The following is a 25,773-nucleotide window of genomic DNA, read 5'->3' as shown; positions in this document are numbered from 1 at the left end:
TATGATGCAGGCGCGGACACGGAACGGGAAGGGGGCGGCTGCGATGGCCTTGAAACACGCCGTGCTGGCTGCGCTGCTCGACGGCGAGTACAGCGGCTACGAGTTGGCGAAGGACTTCGGCCTCGGCGTCGCCAACTTCTGGCACGCACAGCCCCAGCAGCTGTACGCCGAGCTGGCCAAACTGGAGAAGGAAGGCCTCGTAGCGGGGCGGCAGGTGGTCCAGGAGACCCGGCCCAACAAGCGGCTCTTCCAGGTCACCCCGGCCGGCCGGGAGGAGCTGGAACGGTTCGCCACGGCGCCGTCGAAGCCGACCTTCATCCGCGACGACCTGCTCGTCAAGGTCCAGACCGCCGACCGCGTCGGCATCGCCCCGGTGATCGAACAGCTCGAAGAGCGGGCGGCCGCGGCCGGGGCGAAGATCGAACTCCTCGGCAAGGTGCTGCGGAACATGCGCGGCGAAGCCGACGAGGAGGAGTTCCTGCTCCGGGGGGAGCGGATCGGGGGCTACCTGACGGGCCTGCGCGGTCTGGCCTTCGAACAGGGCCACCGGGACTGGTGCCTGCGGAGCGCGGCGATCCTGAGAGAGAGGCAGAGGACCCATGACGATCGGTGACGGAGACCACCTGCGATACGTGGCCCTGGGCGACAGCCAGACGGAGGGGATGGGCGACGGCGACGACCTCGTGGGCCTGCGCGGCTTCGCCGACCGGCTCGCCGAGCACCTCGCGGCCGCCAACCCCGGCCTGCTGTACGCCAATCTGGCGGTACGGGGACGCGTCGCAGGTCAGGTCCTCGACGAGCAGCTGGGGCCCGCGCTGGCCCTGCGCCCCGACCTGGCCACCGTGGTCGCAGGGGTCAACGACCTGCTCCGGCCCCGGTTCGACGCCGCGGCGGTGGCCGGGCAGCTGGAGGAGATGTTCGCCGCGCTGACGGCGGCCGGGACGCACGTGGTGACCGTGACCTTCCCCGACGTGGGCAAGGTCGCGCCGCTGGCGCGGCCCCTCGGGTCCCGCGTCCTCGCTCTCAACGACCACATCCGCGCCGCGGCCGCCCGGCACGGGGTCACCGTCGCGGAGACCGGCCTGCAGGCCGTCTCCACCGACCCGCGGATGTGGAGCGCCGACCGGCTGCACGCCAGCCCCCTCGGGCACGAGCGGATCGCCGCGGCCCTCGCCCACGCCCTGCGGCTGCCCGGGAGCAGCGACGCCTGGACCGAGCCACTGCCCCCGCTGCCGGCTCCCTCGGGCCTGCGCGCCGCCGGGGCCGAACTGCGCTGGGCGGCCTCGTTCCTCGGCCCCTGGCTCGGCCCGCCGGCTGCGCGGCCGCTCCTCCGGCGACGGCCGCACCGCCAAGCGCCCGCAGCTCCTGCCCGTGACCCCGTAGGACGGTTCAGGCCGGACCACCGTGGGCGGTGCAGCAGCCGTCGCGGAGCATCTGGCGGAGGACCGCGCGCCAGTCGTCGGGCGGTGTGGCGGCACGGGCGAAGGCGCCTTGCAGGGTGGTGCGTTCGTGGAGGGTGCCGCCGCGCAGGACGCCCCGTACGCGGACCAGGTCGGCGAAGTCGGTGAAGGGGTCGCCGTCGACGAGGGTGAGGTCGGCGATCCGGCCCGGCTCGACCGTGCCCAGGTGGTCCGCGGCGCCGAAGACGCGGGCGGGGGTGCGGGTGGCGGTGGTCAGCGCTTCGGCGGGGGTGAACCCGTACCGGTGCAGCGCGCGCAGGGACAGGTGGAGGTGCAGGCCGACGGGGGTGAGCGGGGCGTCGGTGCCCAGCGCCACCCGGCCGCCGCCCGCGAGGACGGACCGGTAGGTGGCGACCTCCCGTTCCAGGGCGGCGCTCTGCTCGGGGCTCGGCGGCTGCGCGGCCGCGGCCCGGACGGCCGCCACGTCCCAGGGCGGCATCAGCGCGGTGACCCGGGCGTCCTCGGCGAGCGCCGGATCGGCGCCGATCAGGGGCAGGGCGCCGAAGGGGGTGGCGATGAGGTCGAACCGGCCGTGCGTGTAGACCTCGACCGTGTCCTGGTACGTGTGCCCGCCCGGGGTCGCTCCGTGGCCGTACTCGGCGCGCTCGGTGGCCACCAGATGGGTGGTCAGGTCCTGCCCCGCCTGGATGCCGGGGGCGCACAGGTGGGATCCGGCGAGGACGCCGAGCCGCTCGTGCGCGAAGCGGGCGGCGTCCTCCATGTACGCGTACGGGGCGCGGACGTACGTCTTGACGAAGTCCCAGTCCAGGGCTGCGGCCCGGGCCAGCGAGCGGGCGAATCCGGCGCGGGTGCGGTGGGCGCGCCCCATGCTGTAGGCGACCCGGGAGCCGTCGAGGAGTTCGCCGCCCGCCAGCAGCCGGGGTGCGGCGAGCAGGCCCGCCCGGATGTCCTCGCGCAGCCGGGCCTGTTCGTAGGCGGAGCCGCCGAGGGAGACGGCGGTGGTGACGCCGTAGGCGAGGTGCAGCGCGCCCTGCCGGGCCCCGTAGGTGTACGGGTACGGGTGGACGTGCGCGTCCCACAGGCCCGGCAGGACCGTCCCGGTGGAGGCGTCGACGGTGCGCACGGCGCGGCGGCCCGGCCGGTGGGGCTCGACCGCGGTGATCCGGCCGCCCCGGACCAGGACGTCGACGTCGGCGCGGGGCGGGCTTCCGGTGGCGTCCCAGAGGAGTCCGGCGTGCACGACGGTGTCGACGGGGGCGGGGCGGCGGTAGGTCAGCGTGAGCGGGACGGTACGGGGCGGTCCCGCGGGCGTTCCGTCGGCGTCGAGGGAGAGCAGGCGCAGCCGGGCGCAGGACTGGTAGAGCAGGGTGCGCGAGTCGGCGGACCAGGAGGGGTGGTCGGCGGGCTCGTCGGTGAGGAGGCGGGCCGGGCCGGCGGGGGTGCCGTCGGGGGTGACGGGGAGCAGCCAGAGGGCCGATTCGCCGACGCAGGCCAGGAAGCGGCCGTCGGGTGACCAGACGGGGCCGGAGGCGTAGCGGTCGGAGAGGGAGGCGTGCGGGGCGAGGGCGTGGAGGCGGGCGGCGCCGGTGGTGGTGTCGACGATCCGGATGAGGTTGTGGCCCTCGCGGAAGCGCCGGCTGAGCCGGTTGCGGTCGCAGAGGGCGAGGTGGCGGCCGTCGGGCGACCAGCTGGGCGGGCTGGGCAGGCCGCCTCCGCCGAGGGCCTCCACCAGCGGGGTGTCCGTACCGGTGGCGAGGTCGCGGACGATGAGCCTTCCGGCGAGGTCGAGGGCGGCGAGCCGGGTGCCGTCCGGGGAGAGGGACCCGTAGACGCGGCCGCTCGGGGAGAGCACGCTCTCGGCGCCGCCGGTGAGTTCGCGGCGGCGTACGGTGTTCAGCCCGTCGCGGTCGTCGGTGTACACCAGGGCCCGGCCGTCCGGGGTCCACACCGGCCCCTGGACGTAGACCGTGGCCGGGGCTTGGAGGACCTTGCGGGGCGCTCCCCCGGTGACGGGCACGGTCCACAGGGCGCCCAGCGCGGCGAAGGCCACGGTGCGGCCGTCGGGCGACAGGCTGGGCAGGTGGAGGCCGAGCACGGGGCGGCTCCGCTCGGCCTCCAGTGCGTACTGCTTGACGCGGCGGACGGGGCGGGGCAGTTCGAGGGTGGCGTCGAGGGGAATCCCGTATCCGACGGGGTCCCGGTGGGGGCGGATCACCCGGAAGGCGCCGTCGACGGTGATCAGCAGACGCTCGTCGTCGATCCAGCGCGGGGGCGCGGGCGCGAGGTCACCGGGGAGGGCGACCGGGCGGCCGTCGGCGTACAGGGTGAGGATCTCTGCCTTGCGGGCGCCGGGGGCGGCGGAGATCCAGGCCGTGCGACCGGCCGGGGAGAGCGCCGGGGTCCGCAGGCTGCCGTCGCTGACGGTGTGTTCGATCCGTACGGGCCCTGCCGCTTCGGCGGCCACGGAGGCGAGGGTCCGGGCGGTCAGGGTCTCCCCCGTGGGTGTGCCGCGGACGAACAGCACGCGGGTGCCGTCCACCGACCAGACCGGGTCGAAGTCCTCCCAGGCGGCCTCCTGGTCCGGGCCGGACTGCCCCGGCAGACCGGTCAGGCGGCGGATGCGGCCGTCGGTGACGCCGACGGTCCAGATCCGGTACGGGCTGCCCGCCACGGGATCGCCGCCGCGTTCGGAGCAGAAGGCGAGCGTGCGGCCGTCGGGCGACCAGGCGGGCGCGCGGTGGTCGAAGGGGCCGCCGGTGAGCCGGCGCAGCCCGGTGCCGTCGGCCCGCATCAGCCAGATGTGGAAGGCGCCGCCCCGGTAGGCACTCATCGCGATCCGGCGGCCGTCCGGGGAGAACACCGGGCGGCCGGGCTCGAGGTCGGGCGGGGTGAGCGGGGTGGCGGGCGAGCCGTCCGGGGGCAGCGACCAGAGGATGTTCTGCACCTCGGCGACGACCCGGCTCCCGTCGGCGGTGGCGGTGGCCGCGCCGTTGGTGGCGCGGGTGAAGCGCAGCCTGACCGGGTGCGCGGGCTCCGCGACGCCTTCCGGGGGCGAGGCGGCCACAGCCGCGGGGTGCCCGAGCCATGCCGTCATCGCGCCGGCCGATGCCGCCTGGAGAACCGTCCTGCGTGCAATCCGCATCCCACCACTCGCCTCGCGCATCGATGACCACCCCGACTGCCCCGTCGGTCACCCAAACGATCAGCGCTGCGCTTCGGCAACGGCCGGTTCTAGCCTTCGACGCTGTCGTGGCGCTCCTGTATCCGGGCGATGACCCGCGCCCGGCCCAGTCGCCCGGCGTGGCGGAGCTTGGCTTCCGCGGCGAACACCGGCACCCAGAGCAGCCAGCCCCACAGGCTGAATTCCAGCACTCCGCTCCACACCAGCGCCTTGTTGAGGCCGAACGAGAGGACGAAGGTGACCACGTACGCGGCCACCCGATGCGCGAGCAGCAGCCGCAGCAACGCGTTGCGGGGCCCTTGCAGGAACCCGACGGCCGCGGCCAGTTCGGCCGCCTGAAGATCCTCTCCGGACCCGCCGACGGCCTCGCCCCGGGCTGTCCGCCGCAGCGCCCCGGTCACCAGCACGCTGTGTTCTGCGACGGCCCCCTGGCGTGCCCGCCCCAGCGCGGCCCCGGGTACGTGAAGCTGTCGGAGCGCAGGCACAGGTCCACGTTCCCACTCCGGTCGGCCGGATCAACACCCTCCGCAGCGCTCCGCGCCGCTGTCAGTGGCGGCCTGATCACGATGTGCCGGGGGCCGGAACCGGGCATGAGAGAGCCGGGTTCGGGACTGGCGTCCCGGACCCGGCGGTGAGGGGGGCGGCCTCCGGTCAGGAGGTGTAGAGCCACCACTTGTGAGGTTCGTACTTGCAGTAGTAGTGGCGCCAGTGCCCCTGGGACTGGCCCTTCTTTCCGGCGCTCTTGCAGGAGCTCTCGCTGGAGTACGGGCCGTGCTTGCCGGCGGGCCGGTGCTGCTGCACCGAAACGGCGGCGGAGTCCTGCTGCGGGGCCGCGGTCGCGGCCGGGCCCGCCAGGAGCAGTCCGGCGGTGACCAGAGCGGCCACCGGTGCGATACGCGCGATCTTTGCGTACATGATGGGGTTCCTCTTCCTTCGTTTCCTTCTGGTTCTCCGAGCCCCGTTCGGGCTTCGGACCATCAACGTACGAAGGCCCGTGTCCCGGGCACATGGGGCAGGTGACCCGACCGTGGTCCCGTCTTGGCGGTCCTAGTCGGTGCCGGTCGTGCGGGGCAGTACCGCCCGTACGAGGGTTCCCGCATCGGTGGTGACCAGGTTGAAGGTGCCGCCGAGCTCCTCGGCGCGCTCGGCCATCGAGCGCAGGCCCACGCCGCCGTCGCCGTCGCCGTGGGCGTCCTCGGGGAACCCGCCGCCGTTGTCGCGGATCTCCAGGGTCACCGCCTCCGGCGTCAGGACCACCAGGGCGTGGGCGTGGTCGGCGTGCGCGTGGCGGACCACGTTGTTCAGGGCCTCCGCGGTGATCCGGTAGAGGGCGACCTCCACCGCCGCGGGGAGGCCGGGGAAGGGTTCGGGGGCGAGGCTGACCCCGATGTGCACGGTGCGGCCCAGGTGTTCGGCGAGCTGGCGCAGTGCGCGGGGCAGGTCGGCGCCGTCGAGGGCGGCGGGCGCGAGGCCGCCGGTGATGTGGCGCAGTTCGTCGATGGCCTGCCCGATCCCCTCGGAGACGGTGGCGAGCGAGGCGGTGGCCCTGGTCCCGGGCGGTATGGCCGCACGGGCCGCGTCGACCTGGAGGCGCAGGCCGGACAGGGCCGGGCCGAGGCCGTCGTGCAGGTCGTGGCGCAGCCGGCGCCGCTCCTCCTCGCGGGCCAGCACGATCTGTTCGCGGCTCGTCTGGAGGTCCTCGTGGAGCTGGAGCGAGGCGATGGCCGGGGCGCTGTGGTCGGCGAGGATCCGTACGGCCTCGCGGTCCTGCTGGTCGAGGGCGAGTTCGCCCTCGCGCGGCGGGACGTGGAGGTGACCGATGTCGTTGTCCCGGTACACCAGGGGGAAGGCCTCGTCGGAGGCACCGGGCGTGCCCAGTCGGGCCAGTTCGCGGTCGCCGTGCCGGGTGCGCAGGACGAGGCGGGCGCCCGGCAGCCTGAGGGTGTGCACGACCGTGTCGCAGAGCAGTCGGGGCATGTCGCCGGGGTCGAGTGCGTGGCTGAGCCGGTCGGCGAGTTCTCGTACGGCCTGGTAGGGCTGGGCGCGTTCGCCGTAGTAGTAGCGGTCGACCATACGGGCGGCCCGGCGCGCGGTGGGCCGCAGCAGGGCGCCGATGAGCAGGGTGAAGCAGGCCATCAGGGCGGCCTCGGGGGTGAGGGAGCCGGGCGCGAAGTAGGAGAGGACGAAGGCGCCGCCCGCGTAGGCCATGAAGAGGGCGAAGGTGAGGACGAAGGCGGTCAGGATGCGCCGTCCCGCGCGGTCCAGGGCCCAGGTGCGTTCGCGGATGTGGACGTACCCCACGGTCGCGGGCCAGGCCGCGGCGGCCAGGTAGAGGGCGATCACGTTCACGCCCTCGGGGGCGTCGGTGAACGAGTAGATGCAGAGCACCGCGAACCACAGGAGGTACGGCACCGTCAGGATCGCGTAGGGGCGGTCGGACTTCGGGGTGCGGGGCCAGCGGACCGCCATGATGAGCACGCCGGTACCGAAGAGGATCGGCGGCACTTGGTAGTTGGCACTCTCCATCCACGGGGTGAGGAGGGCGTCCACGCGGGCCCAGCCGCCGCCCGTGAGGGGGGTGGGGACCCCGTAGTACGTGAAGCCCGGGTCGGTGAAGGTGTAGTACTGCTGGGCCGCGCTGAAGACGGCGGTGAAGGCCACGTAGGGCAGACCCCACGCACGGGGGAAGCGGCCGCTGGGCAGCCACAGCGGCATGGGGTAGACGATGACGCCGATGAGGGCGTAGGCGGCCATCGCCAGGAAGATCACCGCGGTGAAGACGCGCGGGCCCGCGCCGGACAGGACGGCGATCAACGGCACCGACTGGGCCAGGGTCAGCGCGCAGCCTGAGCAGAGCAGGAGCCCGCCCAGGACGCGTGCGGTGCGGCGGGCTGCGAAGACCATGCCGGTCAGGGCGATGCCGAGGCCGAGGAGGACGGTGTTGGCGGCGAGGTGGACGCTGACGGCCGCGAGGGCCGGGTGGCCGAGGTGGGTGAGGGTGAGCACGGCCCAGGTGATGCCGGAGAGCATGGTGAGGACGCAGACCGCGTAGGCGGGCAGCATCTCGGGCCCCGAGCGGGGGGCGACGCTCGCCGGCGTCCGGTGGGCTGTCTGCATGTCGGCCTCCTCGGCCTCCTCGTGCCCCCGTCCGCTCGGCGCAGTCCGCTTCCAGCCTCGTGCGCCGCGGGTCCCGGGCGCACGATGCGGGTGTCCCGGTCCGGCCCCGGTGGGCCCCGGGCCGGACGGGCGGGTCAGTCCTCGTCGCCCAGGCCCACGTCCCGGGCTCTGGCCACGGCCTCGGCGCGGGAGGTGACCTGGAGTTTCTCGAAGACGTGGGTGATGTGGTTGCGGACCGTCTTCTCGGACAGCACGAGTTCGCGGGCGATGCGCCGGTTGTCGTGGCCGCGGGCGATCAGTTCCAGTACCTCGACCTCGCGGGAGGTCAGGGAGGGGAAGAGCTGCTCGGCGTCGCGCCGGTGGCCGCCCGAGAGGAGGGCGGAGAGCCGGGCGGCGATGTCCGAGCCGATGACGGCGCCACCGGCGGCGACGGTGCGCAGCGCGTGCAGGACCTCTTCGGAGCCCGCGCCCTTGACGACGTAGCCGCGGGCGCCGGCCTGGAGCGCGGCGAGGAGGCTGCCGTCGTCGTCGGACATGGTGAGCATGAGCACCGGGAGGCCGGGGTGGGAGGCGGCGAGGCGGCGGGTGGCCTCGATGCCGGAGACGTCGGGCAGGGAGAGGTCCATCACGACCACGTCCGGGCTGTGCCGGTCCACGGCGTCCGGGACCTCGCCACCGGTCTCGGCCTCGGCCACCACGACGGCGCCCTCGGTGCTCTCCAGCGCGGCCTTCAAGCCCTCCCGGAACAGGGGATGGTCATCGACGATCAAGACACGCGGAACGGTTCGGTCTTCTTCGCGCACGGATGGACACTACCAGTAACTCAACGTCACCATGGGTAACGGGGCCGGGAGGGGGTCTGCGCCTCATGTCCTTGGGTTCCGGGCACATGGAACGTGAGGGGCATGTGTGCGTACTCCCTCCCCACATCGGCCTCGGGGGCCCCGTCCGTGGCCATCGACCGATTCCTCCTCGCCGGGCCGGTGCACTTCCCCGTGCAGGTGCGGTACGGGGGCGGCTCGATGGACGAACTGACCGGGATCCTGTGGGCGTCGGCCCCGAGCCGGATCGCCCTGGTCACCGACCCCGCCCTGCCCGGGGCCCACGCCGCGCGCGTGCTGCGCCTGCTCGGCGACGCCGCGCCGACCGGCATACTGTGGCCCGGCCCCGGCGGCGATGGGGGTGGCCGTCCGCGGGTCCGCCCCGGGACCGTGGTCGTCGCGCTCGGCGGGAGCCGCGTCATGGCGGCCGCCGACCGGATCCTGTGCCGTGACGGGGCCCGCCCGGCCGTCGTCCGGCTCCCGACCACGCTGCGGGCCATGGCGGACACCGCCCTCTCGGTGGCCGGCACCTCCGGCCGGCCCGCCGCCCCGGTCCTGGTCCGGGTCCAGTTGGAGTTCCTGCGCACGCTGCCCGCGCGGGCGGTCCGCGCCGGGCTGAGCGTGCCGGTCCGCCAGGTGCTGGCCGTGGTGCCGGCCTCGGCCGGGCAGGTGGCCTTCCGGATGCGGCCCGACGGCCGGTACGACCCCGTCGTCCTGGCCTCGCTCATCGCCCTGTGCGTACAGGCCCGTTCAGCCCTCGTCTGCCACGATCCGCTCGAACGGGGGCCGGGCTCGGCCCTGCGCTACGGGGACACCGTGGCGCGCGCCGTGCGCGGCCCGGGCGTCGAGCGGATGCGGTACGGCGACGCCCTGGCCCTCGGCCTGCGCGTCACGGCGCGCGCCGCCCGCCTGGAGGGCCTGCTGAGCCCCGCGGACGAAGCGGCCCACGCAGACCTGCTGGACCGTGCGGGCGCGGCTCGGACCCTGCCCGAGGGCGTCCTCGCCCAGGACGTCCTGGGGGCGTTGACCCGGGGCCGGGAGAGCGTCGACATGGTGCTGCTGCGCCGCCTGGGCGAACCGCACGCGCACCGGGGCCGCCTGCTCACCCCCGTCGGCGCCGACGTCCTGGCCGCGGCCCTCGCCGCCGTCACCCCGAGCACGGCTGAAGTCCTGGCTCCGCGTGACAAGATCGTCTTCCCGTCTCGTGGGAGACGAACGTCTGTTGAACCGGTCGGTTAGGGTCCCAAACAGCACTGACGGAACATCACACGGGGACGTGACAGGTGAGCGAGAAGGACTTTCTGGCACAGCGCTTCGAAGAACACCGCCCGCATCTGCGGGCCGTGGCCTACCGGATGCTGGGATCGCTCAGCGAGGCGGAGGACGCCGTTCAGGAGGCGTGGTTCAAGCTGAGCCGCTCGGACGCGGACGAGGTGCAGAACCTGGGCGGCTGGCTGACCACGGTGGTGGGCCGGATCTGCCTGGACATGCTGCGCTCGCGCACCACGCGGCGCGAGGATCCGCTGCACGACCAGGACGGGCGGATCCACCTCCCCGACCCGGTCGTCAGCAGGGCGGACGGCCTCGACCCCGAGCAGGAGATACTCCTGGCCGACTCCGTCGGCATCGCCCTGATGGTGGTCCTGGAGACCCTCTCCCCCGCGGAGCGCCTCGCGTTCGTCCTGCACGACATGTTCGCCGTGCCCTTCGAGGAGATCGCCCCCGTCCTCGGCCGTACGGCGGCCACGACCCGGCAGCTCGCCAGTCGCGCCCGGCGCCGGGTCCAGGGCGCGGCTCCCGCTCCCGACGCCGATCCGGCCCGGATGCGTACGGTCGTCGAGGCCTTCCTGGCCGCCGCGCGCGGCGGGGAGTTCGACGCCCTGGTCGCCCTCCTCGACCCCGAGATCGTGGCGCGCTCCGACGGCGGCACACTGCTCCCGAGCGTCCTGCGGCGCGGCGCGGCCGAGGTCGCCTCCCAGGCGATCACCTTCGCCCGGTTCGCGGAGTCCGGTCAACGGGTCCTGGTCAACGGCACCCCCGGTGTGGTCTCCCGGTCTGCGGAGGGCCGGCTGCTCTCGGTCATGGCGTTCACCATCCGGGACGGCAGGATCACGGCGCTCGACATCCTCACCGACCCGGAGCGCCTCGCGCGCATCGACCTCGGCGTGCTGGACGGCTGAGCCGACGCTCCCGAACGACCCCGAGGTGTGCGGCGGCCGGGCCACGCGTCAGGAGATCTCCTTGACGACGGCGTTCCCGGCCGCCGCGGCGCGCGCGTAGAAGCCCCGTACGCCTTCCAGGCTCTCGGCCAGGGAGCCGTCTTCGACCATGCTCATGGTCCTGACGCTGCCGTCGGGCTGTCCGACGCGCATGCGGAAGGAGTACACGCCCGCCTCCTCGACCAGCGCGGCGCGCTCACGGATCAGCGCGGGGACGTCCACCGCGCACAGGAAGCCGTGTACGGCGCGCACCTGCGCCGGCATCAGCAGCCGGGGCGTGTCGACGCGCGCGATGCCGCCGGCTCTCCCGACGCGGGGCAGGCCGCACATCACCACGTCGCGGGCGGGGGGCCACGGCGCGCCGTGCACGTCGGGCCGGGAGTGGGGCGGTGTGCGGGGATACCGTCGGCGGCATGGACGGTGATCGCCCCGGGTGGCGCCAGTGCTTGCTCAGCGGGGCGGTGTTCGCCGTGTGCATGGCCGGCACCACGCTGCCGACCCCCCTCTACGGCCTCTACCAGGAGAAGTTCCACTTCTCCGAGCTGATGGTGACCGTGGTGTACGCCGTGTACGCCTTCGGGGTCATCGGCGTGCTGCTGCTGGCCGGCAACGCCTCGGACGCCGTCGGCAGGCGGCCGGTGCTGCTGGCGGGCCTGGGGTTCGCGGCGGCGAGCGCCGTGTGCTTCCTGTGCGCCACCGGGCTGAACTGGCTGTACGCGGGGCGGCTGCTGTCGGGGCTGTCCGCCGGCCTGTTCACCGGGGCCGCCACGGCCTACGTGATGGAGCTGGCACCGCACGGCGGCACCTCGCGGGCCACGTTCGTCGCCACGGCCGCGAACATGGGCGGGCTGGGCTGCGGTCCGCTGCTCGCGGGAGTGCTCGCGCAGTACGCGGTCCAGCCGCTCTACCTGCCGTTCGCCGTGCACCTCGCGCTGGTGGCCGGCTCGGCCGCCGTCCTGCTGCGGCTGCCGGAGACGGTACGGGAGCGGCGGCCGCTGAGCACCGTACGGCCGCAACGGCCCGGGCTGCCCGCACAGGTGCGGACGGTGTTCGGGCCGGCGGCGATCGCCTCGTTCGTGGGGTTCGCGCTGTTCGGGGTGTTCACCTCGGTCAGCCCGGCCTTCCTCGCGCAGTCGCTGGACGTGCACAACCACGCCGTGAGCGGGCTGGTCGTCGCGCTGGCCTTCTTCGCCTCGACCGCCGGGCAGTTGGCGGTCGGGCGGGTCGGGGTGGGGCGCTCGCTGCCGCTGGGGTGCGCCGGGCTCTTCGCCGGGCTGGCACTGCTCGCGGGGGCGCTGGCGTGGGATCTGCTGCCGCTGGTGGTGCTGAGTGCGCTGGTCGGCGGGGGCGGGCAGGGGCTCGCGTTCCGCGGGGCGCTGGCCGCGGTGGCCGCGGCGTCTCCTCCGGACCGGCGGGCGGCGGTGATCTCGACGCTGTTCGTGGTGGCGTACGCCGGCATCTCGGTGCCGGTGATCGGGGTGGGGGTACTGGTGGATCCGCTGGGGCTGGAGGGCGCGGGGCTGGTGTTCATCGGCTGCATGGCCGTACTCGTCACGTCGGCCGCCCTCTACCTGCTCCGGCGCCCCGTACGCACCGCCGAGGCCTGAGCACCGGGTGCGGCTCCGGCCCCCCTCCCGCCCGAAGGCGGGAGGGGACGTCGCACCATGTAGGCCGTGGGGGTGAACACGGGGCGGCCATGATCCGCCTCGACGGGCGCGACGGGCGCGCGGGGCCGGTCAGCCGCCCGCCTGCTCCGGGGCGGGCAGGAACTTTCCCGCCTTCAGTCGGAGTTGGTCCGTGAAGTACGCCGCCGCGTCGGGCCGCATCCTGGCGAGGGCGACCATGCCCGTGATGATGACGTCGCACACCTCGTCGTGGACGTCCTCCCAGGAGTGGGAGCGGCCCTTGCGGGGGTTGGTGCCCTTGGCGCCGATGACGGCCTGGGCGGCCTCGCCGAACTCCTCGCCGATCTTGAGGACTTGGAGCAGGTGGCTCTCCTCGGGCTGGAGTCCCTGCGCGGCGTCGGCGGCGTCGAAGCGGTCGGCCAGGGCGCTGATGGTGTCCCACGGAGTGGTCACGGCGTGCGGTCCCTTCCTGTTCGGGCAGATCCGGCACCCTATCGGGCATCACCTCCCTCACGGGTCGTGACGGAGGGAATTCGACAGGTAGTAATTAGATGAATCCCTGACTGAATTCCCGTCAATAGGGATACCGCCCTTATCTCGATTTGATAACGACTGCCTTCACAAGGCCTGGACCAATGACACGTGACGCGCGTAACTCGGCTGTTTTTATTGATAGTTGAGAGTTCGTCAGATTTTGCGGACAGGTAACGGAACGATTTCTCGAAGCGCGCTCCCCTTTGTCCGAATTCTTCGCCGCATTCGTCTGGCAGGCTTCCGCGCACCCACTCATCCGACACGGACTTGAGGTGCCCATGACAGGACGACGCAGACGGCGTGAACACCGCCGCAAACCCCGGCGGTTGATACTCGTCACCGCCGCCATGGCCACGGCGGCGGTGATCGCCGCCGGCATCGCCTACTCCGGCCTGGGCGACGGCGCCCAGGCCGTCTCCGTACAAGCGGGTGCGGAGGCCGCCGCACCGGCCGCCGCGCCCGCCCGGGACCAGGAGCCCGAACCCCTCGCGAGCGCACCCGCCAACGAGAGCGCGCGCGGCATGGTCTACGACGGCCTCGCCCCCGCGCCGAAGGGCGACCGATGCGCCGGCGTCTACCGCACCGGCGCGGGACAGTGCACCCACGGCCCCGACGCCCCGCCCAAGGGCGTCGACATCACGAAGGACATCGCGCCGGCCGTCAAGGCATCGGCGCCCGCCGCCGATCCGGCCCGCCCCGCCGCCGACGACCCGGCGACCGGCGAGGGCGGTGGGCGCCCGCAGGACGCGCCCGCCGCCGACGCCGCCCGCGCCGCCGACAAGGGCGCCGCGCCCGCACCCTCGGCCACCGGCCAGGCCGTCGCCGCGGGCCCCGCGGGCCAGACCGTCCAGTGCGACGGCGACGGCAGCACCGGCAACCGCGTGCAGGTCGTCTACGTCCACGGCCCCGGCCGCGACCGCTACTCCGAGTACGTGGCCTCGTTCCGCAAGTGGGCGGCCGATGCCGACCTCATCTACGCGACGAGCGCCCAGGAGACCGGCGGGGTCCGCCACATCCGCTACGTGACGGCCGCCGACTGCACCCCGACCGTCCTCAACATCGAGCTCCCGGACTCCGCGCTGGCCGAGTTCAGCGCCACCAACTCCGCGCTCGCCGGCAAGGGGCTCGACCGCCGCGACCGCAAGTACATGATCTTCGCGGACACCCAGGTCTACTGCGGCATCGGCACCTTCAACGGCGACGAGCGGCCCGGCCAGACCAACCTCAGCAACTTCGGGCCCTCCTACGGGCGTACGGACTCCGGCTGCTGGGGCGGCCACACCGCGGCGCACGAGCTGGGCCACAACCTGGGCGCGGTCAACAACAGCGCCCCGAACACCAGCCGCGGCGCCCACTGCACCGACGAGTGGGACGTCATGTGCTACTCGGACACCCCGTACTACCCGCAGATGCGCAACGTCTGCACCAACCAGGCGTCCGAGAACATCCTGGACTGCAACCACGACGACTACTTCCACACCAGCCCCAAGGCCGGCAGCTACCTGGCCACGCACTGGAACATCGCCGACAACCAGTTCCTGATGCGGAACAAGGGCGGGGGCGGCACCGATCCGAACCCGAACCCGACTCCGACGCCGACCAAGAAGCCGACGCCCACCCCGACCAAGAAGCCCACTGGCGGACCGGACGTGACGATTGGTCAGATCCAGTCGGACTCCGTCGTCGTGAGCTGGCCCAAGGCCGAGGGCGCCGCCTGGTACCAGGTGCTGCTGAACGGCAAGCACCTGGCGTGGGTCCAGTCCCCGGTGCTGCGCGTCTACAACCTCCGGCCCGACACCTCGTACACGGTCGCCGTCTCCGTCCGCGACGGCGCCGGCCGGGACAGCGGTCCCGGCAAGGCCGCCTCCTTCCGCACGAAGGGCACGGGCGGCGGCGCCACCACCCCCGGCAGCCGGTACCTCCTCGGCAACGGCAGCACCGGCATGGCCGCCGAGGTCTGGGGCGGGCGCAGCGCCGACGGCACCGTGCTCGTCGGAGCCCGGTCCAACGGGTACGCCCAGCAGCAGTGGTACTTCGACGACGCGGGCAACGGCCTGGTCCGCATCCGCTCAGCCGTGTCCGGCAAGTGCCTGCAACCGGGCGGCGCCCCCGCCGCCGGCATGTGGGTCGCGCAGCAGCCCTGCGGCGGCGCCGGTGCACAGGCCTGGAAGCTGACCTCCCGCGGCAGCGCGGTGACGGTCACCGACCAGAGCGGCGGCTTCGCCCTGACCGTCAGCAGCCGCCCCTACTACGGGAACTGGCTGCTCGACCTCCAGCGCGCGGACGGCAGCCCGGCGCAGACCTGGACCGTGCAGAAGGTCGGCTGACCTTTCCGGCCCACTGAAGTCCACCCCGGCGGACGGCCGCGTCGCGCGGCCGTCCGCCGGCCCCTCACCCCACCCGGAGCACCGCCACGATGCGCATACGAATCGCTGTCCAGGCCCTGCTGGCCGCAGTCGGCCTGATCCTGCTGTCCCCCGCCGCGGCACACGCCCACGGCGACACCGTGAAGGTGGTGGTGACCGGGCAGCGGCAGGGCCACGTCACCGCCGACCTCACCTGGGAGAACGACGAGGACGCCATCGACGAGGCGGTCGCCGCCACCGTGAACGCGGTCAGCGCCGACGGCGCCCGCACCCTGGGGCCCTGGCGGCTGGTGCGCGACCCCGCCGCCGCGCCGGCCGGCTGGACCACGGCCGAGACCCTGCCGCCCGGCACCTGGAAGGTCACCGTGGACGTGGGCTTCCCCGCCCTCGGGCACGGCGAACGCGAAGTCGGCGTACCGGTGGTGGACCCGGCACCGGCCACCGGCACCCCCGATCCCCGCCCCGCCACACCGTCGTCCGCACCCACTCAGGCACCGACCCGGGCAGCCACGCCCACTCAGGCACCGGCGCCTGCCACCGAGGCCTCCACGGACCCCACCGTCTGGTGGACGACGGCGGGCGTGGCGGCAACGGCCCTGGCCGGCGCGGCCGTCGGTGTCCTGCTGCGGCGCCGCCGAGCGCATCGCTAGCCCACGAACTCCTCGTCCCCGTAGCGCACTTCCGCGGTGTTCCAGTCGACGCCGAGGGACGCCGTGAGCTTCTGGGCGAGCGGGAGGTCGGCGAGCGGGGCGATGAGGACGAGCCGGCCGTCGACGGTGACCGAACCGCCGCCCAGGCGTTCACGGGCCTCGGGGTCGGCGACGAGGGCGTCGTGGAGGCGGGTCGGGCTGACGCCCGGGGCCTGGATCTCCACGGCGTCGGTGTCCGGCGAGCTCCGCGGCAGGCAGCGGAAGGTCAGCACCGACTCCTGGTCGTACTGCTTGCGGATGACGTCGGCGATGTGGTGCAGGCCCTCGGCGCCGACCCGGTTGACGTCGAACTCGCGCGAGCGTTCGTAGGTGGTCTGCTTCAGCTCGCCGGACCAGAAGACTCCGTCCAGCAGGGTCGAGGAGCCGGGCCGCGCGCCGTGGGTGCGGATGATCCCGCGCACCTCGTGCTCGAAGCGCGTCAGGCGGGTCTTCAGCCGCGGGTCCGCGGGGTCGGTGATGACCGCCGTGTTGTTCGTGGCGAAGATCTGCGCCGGGCAGCCCGGAGAGGACGCGGAGGACGCGGAGCTCGCGGAGCTCGCCTGGGCGGTTCCCGTGCCGGTCGTTCCCAGCGCCAGGACCCCGACCGCGACCAGGACCCGTAGGTGCTGCTTCCTCATGTCTCAACTCCCTTTCCAGGGGCTCGTGATGGTGGACGTACCGGCCAACGGCGGCCCGCGCCATCCTAGGCGCGGCGCGCGTACGGCCAGGGGCCGTGGTGTCGGCAGGGGGCCGATTTCACCCGGTCGGGGCGGGGACGGGCGCGGAGCCGGGGCGCCCGGCGCGGCCGGACGTGCCGGTGCGGCTCAAAGGACCGGTGCTCCGCACCGAGCCCCGCGCCTCACACGCCGGCGAGGCTGGAATTCGACCGGGACCGGAGTCGAGAACTGCGGGGGCCCCGTGCGCGTCATGCAGGTTATGACCGTGTACGTGATCGTCAAGGAGTGCCCGCCTGCGGGTGCCGAGCCCGCGGCCCACCGGGAGCCCGCGGCCCACCGGGGTCGACCGCCCCGCGCCGTCACCCGGTGGCGGGGCAGCCGCCCGTGACGAAGACCGCTCGCGCCGGCGCCGCCCCTCGTGGCCGTCGTGCCCCCGGCCGCCGCCGGGGCCGCGTCATCGCCGCGCTCTGCGTGCTCACCGCCCTCGTGATGCCGTTGCACGGCTGGATCCCCAACGGTGGCGCCAACCTCGGCAGCCTCGTCGAGACCTTCCTGCCGTGGACCGGCGCGGCGGTCCTGCCGCTCGCCGCCGCCGGACTCGTACGCCGCTCGCGCGTCGCCCTGATCGCCGTCCTGCTCCCGGCGCTGGCCTGGGCGGCGCTGTACGCCCCCGCGCTCCTCGACAGGGGGACCGGCGGCACGGCCGATGTCACGGTCGTCACGCACAACGTGGACGACGCGAACCCCGACCCGGTCGGGACCGCCCGCGCCCTCGTCGCCTCGGGCGCCCGGCTGATCGCCCTGGAGGAGCTCGTCCAGCCCGCGGTGCGCCAGTACGAGCGGACGCTGGCCGCGACCCACCCGTACCACGTGGTCGAAGGCACGGTCGGCCTGTGGAGCACCTACCCGCTCCGCGACCCGGCCCGGGTGCCGGTGACGTCGTGGAGGGTCGCGCTGCGCGCCACCGCCGAGACCCCCAAGGGCCCCCTGACCGTCTACGTCGCCCACCTCCCCTCGGTACGGGTGAGGCCGTCGGGATTCACCACCGCCAACCGGAACGAAGCGGTGGGCCGGCTGGCCGCCGAGCTCGCCGCGGCCCCGGCCGGCCGCACCCTGCTGGTCGGCGACTTCAACGGCACGACGGACGACCGGGCCCTCGCCCCGGTGGTGGAGGGCTTCCGCTCCGCCCACGAGGCGGCGGGCGCGGGCTTCGGCTTCAGCTGGCCCGCGCACCTCCCCTTCGCCCGCATCGACCAGATCCTGGTCCGAGGTCTCACCCCGGTCTCGGCATGGACCCTGCCGGCGACCGCCAGCGACCACCTGCCCGTGGCGGCCTCGTTGCGGCTGTGAGCGTGCCGGGTGTCTCAGCCTCCCCTCGGGAGCGGGAACAGCCGCTCGCCGTCGAGCCCGAGGGCCCGGCTGCTGCTGGTGAGGAGCTGGAGGCCCGGTTCGAGGGCGAGGAGGTGGCGCAGCCGGCGCACCGCCCGGTCGGTGAGGTGCTGGCCGCCGTCGATGACGAGCAGCAGGTCCTGGCCGGTGATCCAGGGCAGCTCCGGCCGCTCCTCCGGGGCGGGCGCGGCCGTTCCGCCCGCCGGGAGGGCGCAGAGTGCCGCCGTCAGGTCCGCTTCGCCGGTCTTGCGTTCCAGCGTCACCAGGGCGGTGCCGGCGACGAAGTTGGACCGCAGCCGGCACGCCACGGCGGTGGCGAGCCGGCTCCTGTCCTCGGCGCCCTGCCCGGTGAGGGTGACGATCCGGCTCCTGCGGACGGCGGACATGAGCGCGGACAGCGATGTGGACGAGGACGTGGACAAGGACGTGGTCTTCATGGATCCCCCGTGTGGTGCTGCACGTGGCGCGCTGGTCAGTTCGCGCCATGCAAGGGGTTGATTATGAGCCACTCACGCGGATCGCGGAAATGTCCTTCGGGGTGAGCGGAGCGAGCGCACGCCGCCGGCGGCCGATCGAGTCGGGGTCCCACCCCGGGCGGGGCACGGACGCGAGCAGCAGCCGGGTGTAGGGATGGCGGGGATCGGCGAGGAGTTCGGCGACGGGGCGGTGCTCCATGGTCCGCCCCCGGTACATGACGAGCGCCTCGTCGCAGACGTAGCGTACGACCGCCAGATCGTGGCTGACGAAGACCAGCCCGATACCGGTCTCGCGCCGGATGTCGGACAGCAGGTTCAGCACCTGTGCCTGGACGGACACGTCCAGGGCGGACACCGCCTCGTCGAGCACCAGGACATCGGGCCGGACGGCCAGCGCCCTGGCGATCGCGGCGCGTTGGCGCTGCCCGCCGGAGAGGTGGCGGGGCAGGGCGGCGGCCTCGCGGTCGCCGAGGCCGACCTGCGCCAGCAGTTCCCCGGCCCGGTCGGCCCGCTCCGCGCGGTCGTGGCACCCGTGCAGACGCAGCACGCCGTCGATGGTCGCGCCGATGGTCATCCGGGCGTCCAGGGAGAGGTAGGGGTCCTGGAAGACGATCTGGACGGCCTTGGCCCGGGCCAGCCGGGCGGCCCTGCCGCGTACGGCCCCGGCGGCCGGCGCCTGGCCCCGTACGAGGATCTCCCCGGCGTCGGGGCGTTCGAGGCCGATCAGCATCCGGGCCGTGGTGGTCTTCCCGGAGCCGGATTCCCCGACGATGCCGAGGGCGCCGCCCGCGGGCAGCGTGAAGGACAGGTCGTCGACCGCGACGACCTGCGTCCCGCCCGTACGGTAGGTCTTGCGCAGGCCGGTCACGCGCAGAAGATCGGTGGTCAATTGCCCTCCTTCATGGGCTGGACGGAAGCGGGCCGGGGCGAAGCGGTCCGGGGCGAAGCCGTCCGGATGCGGCCGTCGAGTTCCGCGGCGCGGTGGCAGGCGACCTCCGCCGGACCGTGTGGGAGCAGCGGCGGCGCGGAGCGGTCGCAGCGGCCGGGCTCGGCGAAGCGGCAGCGGGGCGCGAAGGCGCAGCCCGGCGCCGATTCCCGCAGTCCCATCGGGGCGCCGGGGATCGGGGTCAGCCGGTCGAGCGGGCCCTCCAGGGGCGGGGAGGAGTCGAGCAGCCCCGCCGTGTAGGGGTGCCGGGGGGTGGCGAAGAGCTCGGCGACGGGCGCCGTCTCGACGATCCGGCCCGCGTACATCACGTAGACCCGGTCGGCGACGGCGGCCGCCAGCTCGATGTCGTGGGTGATCAGGAGCAGTCCGAGGCCGCGTTCGCGCCGCAGCCGGCCCAGGACGGCCAGGATCTCCGCCTGGGTACTGACGTCGAGGGCTGTGGTCGGCTCGTCGCACAGCAGCAGACGGGGTTCGGCGGTGAGGGCCGCGGCGATCACCACGCGCTGGAGCATTCCGCCGGAGAGCTCGTGCGGGTACTGGCGCATGTGCCGGGCGGGGTCGGGCAGGCCGGCCGCGCCGAGCAGTTCGACGGCCCTGGCGTTCGCCCGGTCCTTGGACCAGCCGTGGACCAGGCGCAGCGGTTCGGTGAGGAAGTCCCCCACGCGGCGTACCGGGTTGATGGCTGCGCGGGGATCCTGGTAGATCATCGCCGCCTTGTTCGTCCGGACCTCGCGCAGGCTCGCGGCGTCGGCGCCGACCAGGTCGGTCCCGTCGACGCGGACCCGTCCGCAGACCTCGGCGTCCGCGGGGAACAGGCCGAGGGCGGCGCGTGCGGTGACGGACTTCCCGGAGCCGGATTCCCCGACCAGGGCGACGGTCTCCCCGGCCGAGACGCTCAGGCCGATGCCGTCCAGGATGGGCCGGGCCGTGTGGGGCAGGGTGACGGAGAGGTCCTCGTAGGCCAGGAGTGTCATCGGGAGTCCCTTCCCGCGAGCCGGTCGCCGAGGTCTTCCCCGACGACGTTGAAGGCGACGACGACCAGCACGACGGCGACGGCCGGCACGATCGCGGACAGCGGCTGCCCCTGCAGCACGGCGGCCTGCCCCTGGTTGATCATGGCGCCCCAGTCGGGGGTCGGCGGCTGGACGCCCAGCCCCAGGAACGAGAGGGCGGCGAGGTCGAGCAGCGCGTACCCGAAGTTCACCGTCGACTGGGCGAGCAGGGTCGGGGCGATGTTGGGCAGGACCCGGCGGACGGTGACGAACAGGGCGGAGTGGCCCTGCACCCGGTAGGCGGCCACGTAGGGCCTGACCTTCTCCTGTACGGCCAGGGTGCGCACCAGCCGTGCGGTGTACGGCATGTACGCGATCGCCATGGCGAGGACGGGGGCCGTCATGCCCTTGCCGAACAGGGCCACCGCGAGGATCGCGAGCAGCAGGGCGGGGAAGGCGAACAGGATGTCGAGGATCCGGCCGGTCAGGGTGTCGAGCCGGCCGCCCCGCCAGGCGGCGAACAGGCCGACCGCGATGCCGACGAGGGTGGAGGACAGGACGACGGCGAGGGGTCCGGCGAGGCTCGTGCGGGTGCCCGCGATCAGGGCGGAGAAGGTGTCGTGGCCGCCCTGATCGGTGCCCAGCCAGTGCGCGGCGCCGGGGCCGAGGAGGGTGTCGCCGAGGTGTCCGAAGGTGGGGTCCTGCGGAGCGAGCCAGGGCGCGAGGAGCGCGACGAGGGCGAACAGGACGAGGAGCAGCAGGCAGGCCCGCTGGAGCCGGCCGCCGCCGAGGCGCCGGAGCCGGGTGAGGGGGCGGCGGGCCAGGGCGGCCCGCGTGGTGGTGGGTGCGGTCATCGTGCGCTCCCCGCCGCCGCCATGCGCGGATCGATCAGTGGATGGACGAGGTCGACGAGGGCGTTGACCACCACGAAGGCGGCCACGACGAGCAGGACGATCGCCTGGACGACCTGGAAGTCGAGCTGGTCCACCGACTGGACGAGCAGGGATCCCACTCCGGACATCCCGAAGGCGGTCTCCACGATCGCCGTGCTGACCAGCATTCCCGAGACGAGGAGCGCGGAGACGGTCACGATCGGTCCGAGCGCGTTGCGCAGGACGTGGCGGCGGATGACGGTGCGCCGGGGTGTTCCCCGGCTGAGGGCGACCTCGACGTGCTCGCGCCGCAGTTCGTCGAGCATCGCGGAGCGGGTCACGCGGGTGACCAGCGCCACGAAGGTGACGGAGAGGGCGGCGGCGGGAAGCACGACGTGGTGCAGCCGGTCCAGGAGGCCGGTGCCGTTCCCGATCGTCGGGAACCAGCCGAGCCGCACGCCCAGCACGGAGCGGAACAGGAGCGCGGCGACGAAGGCGGGCGCGGCGGCGCCCACCGTCACCAGGAGCATCAGGGAGCGGTCGGTGCGGGTGCCGCGGCGCAGCGCGCCGAGCATCCCGGCCCCGATGCCGAACACCGTGATCATCAGCGCGGACACGCCGATCAGCAGCAGGGACGAGGGCAGGCGCGACCAGATGACCGCGGAGACGTCCTGGTGGAAGAGGTACGAGCGGCCGAAGTCGCCGTGCAGCACCCCTTCGAGCCAGTGCCAGTACCGGACGAGGAAGGGTTCGTCGAAGCCGTACTGGCGGTGCATCTCGGCGAGTTCCTGCGGGCCGGGGCTGCGCCCCTTCACGAGGAAGGCGACGGGGTCCCCCGGCGCCAGGAACAGGGAGGAGAAGACGAGGAAGGAGGTGACGAGCAGGGTCGCCGCCATGCCGGCCAGGCGGCGCAGCACCCGTCCGGCGCGGGCCACCGCGGGCGTCATCCCTTGGCTCCGATCTCGGCGGCCCAGGGGTGGTAGAGGTAGGCGATGGACGGCTGGACGCCGGTGATCCGCTTGCCGAGGAAGACGCTGACGGGCTGGGTGTACAGGGGCAGCCAGGGCAGTTCCCTCAGGGCGATCCGCTGGGCCTCGGCGTTGGCCGCGGCGTGCCCGGCGGGGTCGTAGGCCGCGACGGCCCGGTCGACGGCCTGGTCGAAGGCGGGGTCGGACCAGCCGCCGTAGTTGCTGAACGCGCCGGTCTGCAGGGAGCCGTACATGTCCAGCGGGTCGGTGATGGAGGTGTACCAGAAGGTGAGGAAGAGGTCGATGCCCTCGCGCGCGGCCGGGTCGGTGAAGAGGGTCGTGTACTTCTCCGCGGAGACGGAGTCGATCTGCGGTTTGAGGCCGATGGCCGTGGCGGCCTGGGCGACGGCCTGGGTGATGATGGTCGTCTGGGAGTCGAGCGGGCTGGTCGCGATCACGATCTTCTGGCCGTCGACCCCGGCCTCCGCGGCGAGCGCCTTGGCCTTCGCCGGGTCGTAGGGGTACTTGGGCAGTTCCTTCAGGAGCGCTTCGCGGGTCGCGGCGGGGGCGTCGGCCCACAGGTTGTCGGTGACGAGCGAGTCGGCGACCTCGCCGACCCCGCCGGCGCCGGCCTTGACGATGCCCTCGCGGTCGATGGCCATGAGCAGGGCCCGGCGTACGCGGGCGTCGCCGAGGGGGCCCTTGAGGTTGCTCACCACCTCGTCCGCGACGGTGGTGTTGCGGCCGAAGTAGAGCGTTCCGGCCTGGGTCGCGCCCAGTTGGGCGTACGCGTTCGGCGGGACCATCCAGCCGCCGTCGACCTCACCGCTCTGGAAGGCGTTGACGCGGGTCGTGGCGTCGGTGAGGAAGACGAACTTCACCTGGCCGGACCTGGCCTTCAGTTCGGGGTTCCAGTAGTCGTCGAACCGCTTGAGCGTGAGTGACTGGCCGGAGGTCCACGAGGCGAAGGAGAACGGGCCGGTGCAGTTCACCCCGGTCTGGGGATTGCCGTAGTCCTTGCCGGACTTGGCGAGGGTGGCGGCGGACTCGACGGTGCCGGGGCCGGCGGCCAGGTACTTGTTGAAGGTGGAGTCCGGCTTGGCCAGGGTGACGGTGACTTCCAGCGGTCCGGTCCGGTCGACGGACTTCACGTTCTTGTACTGGTTGGCCCAGACGCTGGCCGTCCCGGGGTCGAGGTTGCGGCGCAGCGAGGCGACGACGTCGTCGGCGGTGAGCTCCGTCCCGTCGTGGAAGCGGACGCCGGGGCGGATCTGGTACACCCAGGTGGTGGGCGTGGGGTTGGCGTACGAGGCCGCGAGGTTGGGCGAGGTCGTCAGGTCGGGGTTCCACCGCAGCAGGCTCTCGCAGACGTTGGAGAGGATCTGGTTCGGCGGGAAGTCGAACGAGTAGGCGTAGTCGATGGTGGTCGGCTCGGCGTAGATCGACCAGGTGAAGGAGTCGAGGTTTCCGGTGGCGGCGGGAGTCCTGTCCGTGAGCCGGTAGTTGGCGGCCCGGTCCTTGGCCGGGTGCGCGGTGCCGCTGCAGGCGCTCGTGACGAGCGCCGCGGCCGCGGCGAGCCCGGCTGCCACTGCGTTCCTGATCCTTCTGCGGCGGCGGGGGGATCCCGGTCGGGCTGATGACATCGTCTGGCTCCCTGAGGTGAGCTGGGCGGGGATGCGGGTGCGCGGCGACCGGCCGGTGGCGGCCCGGCCGGTGGCCTCGCCGTTCAGCGCGCGGCGGTGAAGACGGCTTCGCCGTCGATGTACGTACGGGTCACCCGGGCCCGGGCGATCTCCTCGGCGGGGTACGCGAAGGGATCGCGGTCGAGGACGACGAGGTCCGCGTACTTGCCGGGCTCGACGGTGCCGGTGACGTCGTCGAGGTGGTTGGCCCACGCGCTGCCCGCCGTGTAGGCGGTGAGCGCCTCGGCCAGGGTCAGGGCCTGCTCGGGGAAGAAGGGCTTGCCGGGCACCTCACCGGGTACCCCGTCGGGCACGACGCGGTTGACGGCGACGTGGATGCCCCACAGCGGGTTGGGGCTGCTCACCGACCAGTCGCTGCCGGCGACGAGCCGCGCCCCGGCCCTCCGCAGGTCTCCGAACGGGTATTGCAGGGCGGCTCGTTCGGGACCCAGGAAGGGGATCGTCAGCTCGTCCATCTGCGGTTCGTGGGCGGCCCACAGCGCCTGGATGTTGGCGGCCGCCCCCAGGCTCGCGAAGCGGCCGATGTCGTCGGGGTGGACGATCTGGAGGTGGGCGAGGTGGTGGCGGTTGTCGCCCTCGCCGTTGGCCGCGCGGGCCGCGGCGAGCGCGTCGAGCGCCTCCCGTACGGCGCGGTCCCCCAGCGCGTGGAAGTGGATCTGGAAGCCGGAGCGGTCGAGCCGGGACACCGCCTCGGCGAGCAGTTCGGGATCGACGAAGCTGAGCCCGGAGTTCGCGGTGGCGCAGCCGCAGCCGTCGAGGTAGGGCTCCAGGAGGCCGGCGGTGAAGTTCTCGGCGATGCCGTCCTGCATGATCTTCACGCTGGTGGCGTTGAAGCGGCCCACCCGGCCGGTGCGGCGGCGCTCCTCCAGCTCGGGTATCTGTTCCAGGCCGCGTTCGCGGTCCCACCACAGGGCCCCGACGACGCGTACCCGCAGGGCCTCCTCGCGGGCGGCGCGCACGTAGACGCCGAAGTTGTCGGGGTGGCCGGGGAAGGCGCCGATCATGGCGTCCTGCCAGGCGGTCACCCCGAGGGACAGCAGGTGCTCCTGCGCGGCGAGCAGGCCCGCGTACGACTCGTCCGGTGTCGCGAGGGGGACGTGACGGGCCACCAGCTCCACGGCGCCCTCCTGGAGGGTGCCGGCCGGAGTTCCGTCGGGTTCCCGCTCGATGCGGCCGTCCACCGGGTCGGGGGTGTCCCGGTCGACGCCGGCGAGGCGGAAGGCCGCGGTGTTGGCCCAGGCCCCGTGGCCGTCGCGGTTGCCGAGCAGGACGGGCTGGTCCGGCGCCACCCGGTCGAGCATGGCCCGGGTGGGCGTGCCGCCGGGGAAGACGTCCATCGACCAGCCGCCCCCGCGGATCCAGGACGTTCCGGGGTGCTGCCGGGCGTACGCGGCCACCACCGCCAGGTAGTCGTCGAGGGAGTGCTCCCCGCTGAGGTCGCAGCCCAGCATCTGGACCCCGGCGACCACCGGGTGGACGTGGGCGTCCTGGAATCCGGGGAGGAGGAGGCCGCCGGCGAGGTCGACGACCTCGGTGTCCGCGTCGGCGAGTGCGCGCACCGCGTCCTCGTCGTCGACGGCGAGGATCCGGCCGCCGCCGATGGCGACGGCCGCTTCGACGGGGGCCGGCCCGGTGCCGGTGAAGACCTTCCCTCCCACGAAAACGGTGTCGGCCCGCTGGCTGGTGTTCTTCCGCATCGACGCGTCCTCCGGCTCGGCGGGCGGACCCGCTCGGCGTGTTGTTGAGGAGGAGTGAACGGGAGCGCAACGTTGTTGTC

General features: G+C 73.7%; 22 protein-coding genes and 1 pseudogene. 8 read left to right on the top strand and 15 right to left on the bottom strand.

Annotation, left to right across the window (positions count from 1 at the left end):
- Window positions 1-43: 43 nt before the first annotated feature.
- Together ACGFYU_RS00555 and ACGFYU_RS00550 are read left to right on the top strand one after the other, a co-directional pair.
- Window positions 44-613: a PadR family transcriptional regulator gene (locus tag ACGFYU_RS00555; protein WP_393825020.1), complete on the top strand. Its 570-nt coding sequence runs from the start codon at window positions 44-46 to the stop codon at window positions 611-613.
- Window positions 600-1,383, top strand: a pseudogene (locus ACGFYU_RS00550) (SGNH/GDSL hydrolase family protein). Before ACGFYU_RS00555 ends, ACGFYU_RS00550 begins: the two are co-directional and overlap by 14 nt.
- A gap of 6 nt (window positions 1,384-1,389) precedes the next feature.
- On the opposite strand, the gene ACGFYU_RS00545 reads toward ACGFYU_RS00550, so the two are convergent.
- From ACGFYU_RS00545 to ACGFYU_RS00525, 5 genes are all read right to left on the bottom strand, one after another.
- Window positions 1,390-4,584, bottom strand: a complete 3,195-nt coding sequence (locus ACGFYU_RS00545; protein WP_393825019.1) for an amidohydrolase family protein — start codon at window positions 4,582-4,584, stop codon at window positions 1,390-1,392.
- Between the two features lie 68 nt (window positions 4,585-4,652).
- Complete coding sequence (locus ACGFYU_RS00540) at window positions 4,653-5,087, bottom strand: hypothetical protein (protein ID WP_393825018.1); 435 nt, start codon at window positions 5,085-5,087, stop codon at window positions 4,653-4,655.
- 166 nt (window positions 5,088-5,253) lie between these two features.
- Window positions 5,254-5,517, bottom strand: coding sequence for a hypothetical protein (locus ACGFYU_RS00535; RefSeq protein WP_393825017.1), 264 nt, complete (start codon window positions 5,515-5,517; stop codon window positions 5,254-5,256).
- Between the two features lie 132 nt (window positions 5,518-5,649).
- Complete coding sequence (locus ACGFYU_RS00530; RefSeq protein WP_393825016.1) at window positions 5,650-7,719, bottom strand: histidine kinase; 2,070 nt, start codon at window positions 7,717-7,719, stop codon at window positions 5,650-5,652.
- Between the two features lie 134 nt (window positions 7,720-7,853).
- On the bottom strand, window positions 7,854-8,522 hold the full coding sequence (locus ACGFYU_RS00525; RefSeq protein WP_393825015.1) for a response regulator: 669 nt from the start codon (window positions 8,520-8,522) through the stop codon (window positions 7,854-7,856).
- A gap of 147 nt (window positions 8,523-8,669) precedes the next feature.
- On the opposite strand from ACGFYU_RS00525, the gene ACGFYU_RS00520 reads away from it, so the two are divergent.
- Window positions 8,670-9,779 (top strand): hypothetical protein, encoded by a 1,110-nt coding sequence (locus ACGFYU_RS00520; protein WP_393825014.1) that lies wholly within the window; start codon window positions 8,670-8,672, stop codon window positions 9,777-9,779.
- Between the two features lie 44 nt (window positions 9,780-9,823).
- A complete protein-coding gene (locus ACGFYU_RS00515) occupies window positions 9,824-10,720 on the top strand; it encodes a sigma-70 family RNA polymerase sigma factor (protein WP_393825013.1) in 897 nt (298 codons plus the stop codon).
- Window positions 10,721-10,768: 48 nt separating this feature from the next.
- Here the strand turns inward: ACGFYU_RS00515 and ACGFYU_RS00510 are convergent, their stop codons facing one another.
- Window positions 10,769-11,128 carry a hypothetical protein gene (locus tag ACGFYU_RS00510; protein WP_393825012.1) on the bottom strand — a complete coding sequence of 120 codons (360 nt, stop codon included), beginning with the start codon at window positions 11,126-11,128 and terminating at the stop codon, window positions 10,769-10,771.
- Between the two features lie 44 nt (window positions 11,129-11,172).
- Between ACGFYU_RS00510 and ACGFYU_RS00505 the strand changes: the two genes are divergently transcribed.
- Window positions 11,173-12,366 (top strand): MFS transporter, encoded by a 1,194-nt coding sequence (locus tag ACGFYU_RS00505; protein ID WP_393825011.1) that lies wholly within the window; start codon window positions 11,173-11,175, stop codon window positions 12,364-12,366.
- A gap of 129 nt (window positions 12,367-12,495) precedes the next feature.
- On the opposite strand, the gene ACGFYU_RS00500 is transcribed toward ACGFYU_RS00505, so the two are convergent.
- Window positions 12,496-12,837: a MazG-like family protein gene (locus ACGFYU_RS00500; protein WP_393825010.1), complete on the bottom strand. Its 342-nt coding sequence runs from the start codon at window positions 12,835-12,837 to the stop codon at window positions 12,496-12,498.
- A 407-nt stretch (window positions 12,838-13,244) separates the two neighbouring features.
- Here ACGFYU_RS00500 and ACGFYU_RS00495 point away from each other — a divergent pair, with 407 nt between their 5' ends.
- Both ACGFYU_RS00495 and ACGFYU_RS00490 read left to right on the top strand, forming a co-directional pair.
- Complete coding sequence (locus ACGFYU_RS00495) at window positions 13,245-15,245, top strand: RICIN domain-containing protein (protein WP_393825009.1); 2,001 nt, start codon at window positions 13,245-13,247, stop codon at window positions 15,243-15,245.
- A gap of 89 nt (window positions 15,246-15,334) precedes the next feature.
- Window positions 15,335-15,934, top strand: a complete 600-nt coding sequence (locus ACGFYU_RS00490) for a hypothetical protein (protein WP_393825008.1) — start codon at window positions 15,335-15,337, stop codon at window positions 15,932-15,934.
- Here ACGFYU_RS00490 and ACGFYU_RS00485 read toward each other — a convergent pair.
- Window positions 15,931-16,611 (bottom strand): hypothetical protein, encoded by a 681-nt coding sequence (locus ACGFYU_RS00485; RefSeq protein ID WP_393825007.1) that lies wholly within the window; start codon window positions 16,609-16,611, stop codon window positions 15,931-15,933. The genes ACGFYU_RS00490 and ACGFYU_RS00485 overlap by 4 nt on opposite strands.
- A gap of 423 nt (window positions 16,612-17,034) precedes the next feature.
- On the opposite strand from ACGFYU_RS00485, the gene ACGFYU_RS00480 reads away from it, so the two are divergent.
- On the top strand, window positions 17,035-18,000 hold the full coding sequence (locus ACGFYU_RS00480) for an endonuclease/exonuclease/phosphatase family protein (RefSeq protein WP_393825006.1): 966 nt from the start codon (window positions 17,035-17,037) through the stop codon (window positions 17,998-18,000).
- Window positions 18,001-18,014: 14 nt separating this feature from the next.
- Here the strand turns inward: ACGFYU_RS00480 and ACGFYU_RS00475 are convergent, their stop codons facing one another.
- The 7 genes from ACGFYU_RS00475 to ACGFYU_RS00445 form a co-directional block, all read right to left on the bottom strand.
- A complete protein-coding gene (locus ACGFYU_RS00475; protein WP_393825005.1) occupies window positions 18,015-18,476 on the bottom strand; it encodes a hypothetical protein in 462 nt (153 codons plus the stop codon).
- Window positions 18,477-18,537: 61 nt separating this feature from the next.
- The gene (locus tag ACGFYU_RS00470; protein ID WP_393825004.1) at window positions 18,538-19,404 is read right to left on the bottom strand and encodes an ATP-binding cassette domain-containing protein; all 867 of its coding nucleotides are present in this window, start codon (window positions 19,402-19,404) and stop codon (window positions 18,538-18,540) included.
- Window positions 19,401-20,435, bottom strand: coding sequence for an ABC transporter ATP-binding protein (locus ACGFYU_RS00465; RefSeq protein ID WP_393825003.1), 1,035 nt, complete (start codon window positions 20,433-20,435; stop codon window positions 19,401-19,403). The genes ACGFYU_RS00470 and ACGFYU_RS00465 overlap by 4 nt, the downstream gene beginning before the upstream one ends.
- Complete coding sequence (locus ACGFYU_RS00460) at window positions 20,432-21,307, bottom strand: ABC transporter permease (protein WP_393825002.1); 876 nt, start codon at window positions 21,305-21,307, stop codon at window positions 20,432-20,434. The genes ACGFYU_RS00465 and ACGFYU_RS00460 overlap by 4 nt, the downstream gene beginning before the upstream one ends.
- Window positions 21,304-22,272 carry an ABC transporter permease gene (locus ACGFYU_RS00455; RefSeq protein WP_393825001.1) on the bottom strand — a complete coding sequence of 323 codons (969 nt, stop codon included), beginning with the start codon at window positions 22,270-22,272 and terminating at the stop codon, window positions 21,304-21,306. The genes ACGFYU_RS00460 and ACGFYU_RS00455 overlap by 4 nt, the downstream gene beginning before the upstream one ends.
- Window positions 22,269-23,882: an ABC transporter substrate-binding protein gene (locus ACGFYU_RS00450; RefSeq protein ID WP_393825000.1), complete on the bottom strand. Its 1,614-nt coding sequence runs from the start codon at window positions 23,880-23,882 to the stop codon at window positions 22,269-22,271. The genes ACGFYU_RS00455 and ACGFYU_RS00450 overlap by 4 nt, the downstream gene beginning before the upstream one ends.
- 137 nt (window positions 23,883-24,019) lie before the next feature.
- Complete coding sequence (locus ACGFYU_RS00445) at window positions 24,020-25,693, bottom strand: amidohydrolase (RefSeq protein WP_393824999.1); 1,674 nt, start codon at window positions 25,691-25,693, stop codon at window positions 24,020-24,022.
- Between the last annotated feature and the right edge of the window lie 80 nt (window positions 25,694-25,773).

Origin of the sequence: Streptomyces sp. NPDC048337 (genome assembly GCF_043201175.1) — a bacterium.
Classification (GTDB): domain Bacteria; phylum Actinomycetota; class Actinomycetes; order Streptomycetales; family Streptomycetaceae; genus Streptomyces.
Note: the sequence above shows the minus strand (reverse complement) of the source record. Positions and strands in the feature narration are given on the sequence as shown.

Bases quoted from the DNA above. Each gene is read 5' to 3' on its own strand.
- ACGFYU_RS00555 (WP_393825020.1), top strand. From the start codon at position 44: ATGGCCTTGAAACACGCCGTGCTGGCTGCGCTGCTCGACGGCGAGTAC.
- ACGFYU_RS00545 (WP_393825019.1), bottom strand. From the start codon at position 4,584: ATGCGCGAGGCGAGTGGTGGGATGCGGATTGCACGCAGGACGGTTCTC.
- ACGFYU_RS00535 (WP_393825017.1), bottom strand. From the start codon at position 5,517: ATGTACGCAAAGATCGCGCGTATCGCACCGGTGGCCGCTCTGGTCACC.
- ACGFYU_RS00530 (WP_393825016.1), bottom strand. From the start codon at position 7,719: ATGCAGACAGCCCACCGGACGCCGGCGAGCGTCGCCCCCCGCTCGGGG.
- ACGFYU_RS00505 (WP_393825011.1), top strand. From the start codon at position 11,173: ATGGACGGTGATCGCCCCGGGTGGCGCCAGTGCTTGCTCAGCGGGGCG.
- ACGFYU_RS00490 (WP_393825008.1), top strand. From the start codon at position 15,335: ATGCGCATACGAATCGCTGTCCAGGCCCTGCTGGCCGCAGTCGGCCTG.
- ACGFYU_RS00485 (WP_393825007.1), bottom strand. From the start codon at position 16,611: ATGAGGAAGCAGCACCTACGGGTCCTGGTCGCGGTCGGGGTCCTGGCG.
- ACGFYU_RS00475 (WP_393825005.1), bottom strand. From the start codon at position 18,476: ATGAAGACCACGTCCTTGTCCACGTCCTCGTCCACATCGCTGTCCGCG.
- ACGFYU_RS00465 (WP_393825003.1), bottom strand. From the start codon at position 20,435: ATGACACTCCTGGCCTACGAGGACCTCTCCGTCACCCTGCCCCACACG.
- ACGFYU_RS00460 (WP_393825002.1), bottom strand. From the start codon at position 21,307: ATGACCGCACCCACCACCACGCGGGCCGCCCTGGCCCGCCGCCCCCTC.
- ACGFYU_RS00455 (WP_393825001.1), bottom strand. From the start codon at position 22,272: ATGACGCCCGCGGTGGCCCGCGCCGGACGGGTGCTGCGCCGCCTGGCC.
- ACGFYU_RS00445 (WP_393824999.1), bottom strand. From the start codon at position 25,693: ATGCGGAAGAACACCAGCCAGCGGGCCGACACCGTTTTCGTGGGAGGG.